General features: G+C 65.7%; 6 protein-coding genes. All 6 read right to left on the reverse strand.

All coding sequences use genetic code 11. From position 1 onward, the window contains the following. Positions 1 to 785, reverse strand: a 785-nt coding sequence (locus NTX40_04620) for an FAD-dependent monooxygenase (GenBank protein MCX5648366.1), incomplete at its 3' end; no start/stop codon positions are given. Between the two features lie 76 nt (positions 786 to 861). Then, entirely contained in the window at positions 862 to 2022 is a 1161-nt protein-coding gene (locus NTX40_04625; protein MCX5648367.1) for an MlaD family protein, read from the reverse strand. 10 nt (positions 2023 to 2032) lie between these two features. Beyond that, complete coding sequence (locus NTX40_04630; GenBank protein MCX5648368.1) at positions 2033 to 2851, reverse strand: ABC transporter ATP-binding protein; 819 nt, start codon at positions 2849 to 2851, stop codon at positions 2033 to 2035. A gap of 189 nt (positions 2852 to 3040) precedes the next feature. Beyond that, on the reverse strand, positions 3041 to 3856 hold the full coding sequence (locus NTX40_04635; GenBank protein ID MCX5648369.1) for an ABC transporter permease: 816 nt from the start codon (positions 3854 to 3856) through the stop codon (positions 3041 to 3043). Beyond that, complete coding sequence (locus NTX40_04640) at positions 3853 to 4215, reverse strand: STAS domain-containing protein (protein ID MCX5648370.1); 363 nt, start codon at positions 4213 to 4215, stop codon at positions 3853 to 3855. Before NTX40_04640 ends, NTX40_04635 begins: the two co-directional genes overlap by 4 nt. Then, complete coding sequence (locus tag NTX40_04645) at positions 4212 to 4664, reverse strand: HEAT repeat domain-containing protein (protein ID MCX5648371.1); 453 nt, start codon at positions 4662 to 4664, stop codon at positions 4212 to 4214. Before NTX40_04645 ends, NTX40_04640 begins: the two co-directional genes overlap by 4 nt. Between the last annotated feature and the right edge of the window lie 76 nt (positions 4665 to 4740).

A 4740-nucleotide genomic window follows, 5' to 3' on the forward strand; every position in this document is an offset into this window, starting at 1 on the left:
GGGATGACGGCTCCGGAGGGTCTGGCGAGGTTCGCCCGTTTGGGGAGCATGCCTTTTCGGCGGAGTCCATCGACCCAGGCGTCGTAGAGGGATGGCAGGCGTCCGGCCTCGGTGGCGCGGATGCCGATGCCGACGTTGACGGCGCCGGCGCCCGGAAACGCCCAGGCGTAGCCCGAGGCGCCGCCGAAGCCGAGGGCGACGTGGATGGCGCCCTCGAAGCCGTCGGCCGATTGCTTCCGTGTGAGCGGGACGTCCTTGGCGAGGCAGGCGACCACCTGCTGGTCGGTCCATCGTTCGCGGAGGCCGAGGGAGCGAGCGACAATGCCGGCGGCGCCGTCGGCCCCGATGAGGAGTCGGCCGACGAGGCGTCGGCCGGAGGCGAGCGTCACCGTGACGTTGCGTTCGGCGGCCTGGACGGCGACGACTTTGCGGCCGAGGAAGGTCTCGGCGCCGGCGTCGGCGGCCAGGCGCACCAGGGCCGCGTCGAACCTCTTGCGGGAGACGATGTATCCCAGGTGCGACCGGCTGGAGTACCGGGCTGTGGCCTGGAGGTCCGGCGAGTGGAAGAGGAGGTGGCGGAAGGGGGCGGCGCGGACCTTGCGGCGAATCGTGTTGAGGAAGGGGAAGTCGCGGACCGCGTGGGCGTTGAGCCAGCCGGCGCAGGGTTTGGCGCGCGGGAAGCGGGCGGCGTCCACGAGGGCGACGGTTGCGCCGTGGTCGGCGAGGATTTTGGCGGCGGCGGCCCCGGCGGGCCCGGCGCCGACGATGAGAACGTCATACAGCATGTGAGTCTCCCGAACGGTCCGGTAGGCTGGCATTGTTCATATCAAGAATCGGAAATCTGAAATCTAAAATTTGAGATCACTTCTGGATTCGTTCGAACTCTTTCCAGAGGGCGGCCTCGGCCTCCTGGTATCGGGCGAAGGTTTCTTCGAGGCGTTTCTGCATTCCGTCGAGCATTTCCTGGTCCACGGCGACGCCATCCTTTTTGGCCTCGACCATGGTCTGGAGCGTGTCGGCGAGGGTTTCGAGGTCTGTGGCGGCGGAGGCGAAGGCGCGGGCGACGTCGTAGAGGTTCAAGGATTCGACCTCTTCCTTATCGGGCTTGGCGAAGAGTCGCCAGGGCGCCCGTCGGACTTCCTTGGCGAGGGCCTTGAGGTGTTCGCTGGTCTCGTTGAAGTTCTGGATGGTCCGGCCGAGGCCGCCTTTGTTGAGGGCGAGGAGGGCTTTGGCGTCGGCGGCGACGATTTTGAAATCGGCGACGGCGACCTTGAGGTCGGCGGAGGCGGCGCGGGCGTTGACGAGGATCTCGTCGGTCCCCTTGTCGGCCTTTTCGGCGAGGCTGCTCGCGTGGGTGATGGTTTTTTTGAGGTTTTCGCGGTTTTCGTCGAGGATTGCGTCGACCTTGGCGACGGCGCCCTTGGCTTTTTCGGAGACTTCGGCGAGGTTGGCGCTGGTGGCTTTGAGTTTATCGAGGGTATCGGGGATGCTTTCTTTGGCCTTGGCGGCGATTTCGCGGAAGTCTCGGAGGATTTCCTTGATGCCCTTTTTTTCTTCTTCGCCGATGCCGAGTTCGCCGGCGGCGGCGGCGAAGGGGGATGCCTGCTCGCCCGCGAGCGCTCCTTCGAGCGGCTTGCCGAAGCCCACCTCTGCGATGTTGACGGCGGCGGACTGGCCGACGAGACTCTGCGTGATGACGATGCGCGCGTTCGCGTAGAGGACGTATTTCTTGGGGATCCTGGCGCGGACCTCGACCTTGTAGCACAGGCCCTTGGCCTCGGGCGGGCGGGGGACCTCGACGACGCCGACGTCGGTGACGCGGCCAATTGGGTGGCCGGCCATCAGGACCGGGCTGCCGACCTTGATGTTCGGGGCGGTCAGGAAGTGGATGCGGAGTTCGTGCGTCTCCTCGAACCATGACTGCCAGCCGCCTACGAGGACGAGGACGACGACGGTGGCGGTGAGGGCGAGGAGGACGAAGGCCCCCGCGACGACCTGGTTCCGGACGGGATGGTGTGGCATAGACATCTCCTTATGTTGCGGCGGGCTCAAAGCCCAAGAGGTCCGAGAGGTAATCGGTTTTCGAGACGCGCAGGGGGATGGGCCCGTCGGCCAGGCCCTGGACGAACTGCCGGACGCGCTCGTCCGTGGGGTCGCGGAACTCCTCCGGCGGTCCGATGGCGATGAACTCGCCGTTGTAGAGCATGGCGATGCGGTCGGCCGTCCGCAGGGCGCTTTTCATGTCGTGGGTGACGACGACGCTGGTGACGCTGAGTTTCGTCCTCAGGTCGATGATGAGTTGGTCGATGACGCTGGTGGCGATGGGGTCGAGTCCGCTGGTCGGTTCGTCGTAGAAGAGGAGTTCGGGGTCCAGGGCGATGGCCCTGGCGAGTCCGACGCGTTTGCGCATGCCGCCGGAGATCTGGTTCGGCATGAGGTCCTCGAAGTCCCTGAGTCCGACGAGTTCGAGTTTCATTTTGATGATCATGCGGATGATGCGTTCGTCCAGGTCGGTGTGCTCGCGCAAGGGGAGGGCGACGTTTTCGCCGACCGTCATGGACGAGTAGAGGGCCCCGGACTGGAAGAGGACGCCGAAGCGTCGGCGGAGGCGGTCCTTCTCGTGGGGCGCTGCGCAGCAGAAGTCGTGGCCCCACAGGATGACGTGTCCGGCGTCGGGCGTATATTCGCCGATGATCGTCCTCAGGAGCGTCGACTTGCCGCAGCCCGACCCGCCGATGATGACCAGCGTCTCGCCGCGGGCGACCTCCAGGTTGATGTCCTTGAGGACGGTGCGGCCCTCGAAAACCTTCTGGACGCCGCGGAGTTCCAGAACGGGCTTATCGTTATTCATGGTCTTGCGCCGCGCAGGGACGTAGTGACGGAGTAACGGAGTGACGTAGTGACGTAGGCGGCACGGGCTGCTGCAGGCCGTTTTCGGTTTTGGGCCATATTTGCCGGTTGCTCCTGTTAGACCCAAGAACGTTCCAAGGCCAAAAAGGTACATCCCATCTGCGTTACTACGTTACTCCGTCACTTTATGCTATTCCGGCCAGATGAAGTAGAAGAAGGCAGTGAAGGCGCAGTTGGCGGTGATGATGAGGAAGATGGACCGCACGACGCTCAGCGTGGTGGCCCGTCCGACGCCGCCCGCGCCTCCCGTCACGCTCAGGCCCTCGTAACAGGAGACGATGACGATGATAAACCCGAAGACGCCTCCCTTGATGAGGCCGGTGACGACGTCCTTGACGATGAGGGCGTCCACGGCCGTATGGTAGTACTGCCAGGGGTCCAGGCTCAGGACGCCCCAGGAGATAAGGCCGCCGCCCACCGTCGCGATGAGGTTTGCCAGGACCGTCAGGCAGACGGTCATGATGATGCAGGCGACGACTCGCGGCACGACGAGGAATCGGATGGGATGGATGGCACCGGTGCGAAGGGCGGAGATTTCTTCGCCGACGACCATCGTGCCGAGTTCGGCCGCGATCGCCGCCCCGGCGAAGCCCGTCAGGACGACGGAGGCAATCAGCGGGCCCAACTGGGGGAAGACCGCCTTGGCGATCACCGTCGCCAGTTGGTCCAGTTGCCCGTACGTCTCCAGCACGGGCGCCAGGGTGAACGCGAGCGTCATGCCGATGAACAGGTTGACGAGCGCGACAATGGGGATCGCCCGCACCCCCAGCCGCACCATCTGATAGAACGTTTCGTCGGCCTTGATTCGCGGCCGGCGGACGATGCCGGCCAGGCCGCGCTTCAGCGTTTCCCACGTCAGGTACCAGAGGCCGCCCAGATAGTCCAGCAAGCCGCCGCTCTGGGCGCCGAGATGGTCGAGGAACTGGACGAACCGCGCGTCGCTCACGGGCGCAAAGCCTCCTCGACGTCGGACGCGATCCGGAAAACCGTGTGGAGCCGCGCAATCTCGAACACGCCCCGGACGCGGTCGTTCATGCCCGCCAGGACGAGTTGGCCTTTGTGTCGGCCGACGCTCTGGAGGGCTTCGACGAGCGTGGCGACGCCGCTCGAATCGATATACGACGTCTGCGAGAGGTCCAGGACGAGCCTTCCCGGTTTTTCGTCCGCCGCGCGGCGAAGGACCTCCCGCAGCGCCGGCGACGAAAAGACAGTCACCTCGCCCTCGGCCGAGAGCACGGTCGCGTTGCCCTCTCGGCGGGAACGGACCTTCAGGTCTTCGCTATCGCAGTCAAACGGGCCGCTCATGTGCCCTTCTCCTTAGGTGGTTCTCCCGACGGCTCCTTGCCGGGCGGCGGGGCGGACTCGGTCGCCGGCGCTCCGCAGGCGGCCCGGCCTTCGGCTTCCCACCACGTGCGCCATTCGGCGACGATGCGGGCGCGTTCCGCCGGGGTGTTCGCGAAATGAAAACCCAGGTCTTTGCCCGTCAGTTTGTGCAGGGCCGAGGCGGCCATGAAACGCACCCCCTCGTCCTCCGACTCCAGCAGGTCGATGAGTTCTCCCGCCATCGTCCGGTCGCCGGAGCGGGCCACGCGGGCGATCGCCGCCACCTGCGTCCGCGGGTCGTCCTCCCGCAGGCGCCGCACGACCGCCTCCCTATCCCCGACGCAGCCGGCGACGAGAATCCCCACCAGCGCGACCGCCAGCCCGCGCGCCGCGCCTTCCGTAACAGTTCTGGAACCGGCAAGCGAGAACATGAAACGGAGCCTCGAAAAACCTACCCCAGACGATTATACGGCCGCGAGGCCGACCCGCAAGCAAATTGGGTTCCCC

It is taken from the genome of Planctomycetota bacterium, from assembly GCA_026387035.1.
In the GTDB taxonomy this organism is placed as follows: domain Bacteria; phylum Planctomycetota; class Phycisphaerae; order FEN-1346; family FEN-1346; genus JAPLMM01.

Excerpts from the sequence above, each read along its gene's own strand:
- NTX40_04645 (MCX5648371.1), bottom strand. The coding sequence starts at position 4,664 with ATGTTCTCGCTTGCCGGTTCCAGAACTGTTACGGAAGGCGCGGCGCGC.
- NTX40_04630 (MCX5648368.1), bottom strand. The coding sequence starts at position 2,851 with ATGAATAACGATAAGCCCGTTCTGGAACTCCGCGGCGTCCAGAAGGTT.
- NTX40_04640 (MCX5648370.1), bottom strand. The coding sequence starts at position 4,215 with ATGAGCGGCCCGTTTGACTGCGATAGCGAAGACCTGAAGGTCCGTTCC.
- NTX40_04625 (MCX5648367.1), bottom strand. The coding sequence starts at position 2,022 with ATGCCACACCATCCCGTCCGGAACCAGGTCGTCGCGGGGGCCTTCGTC.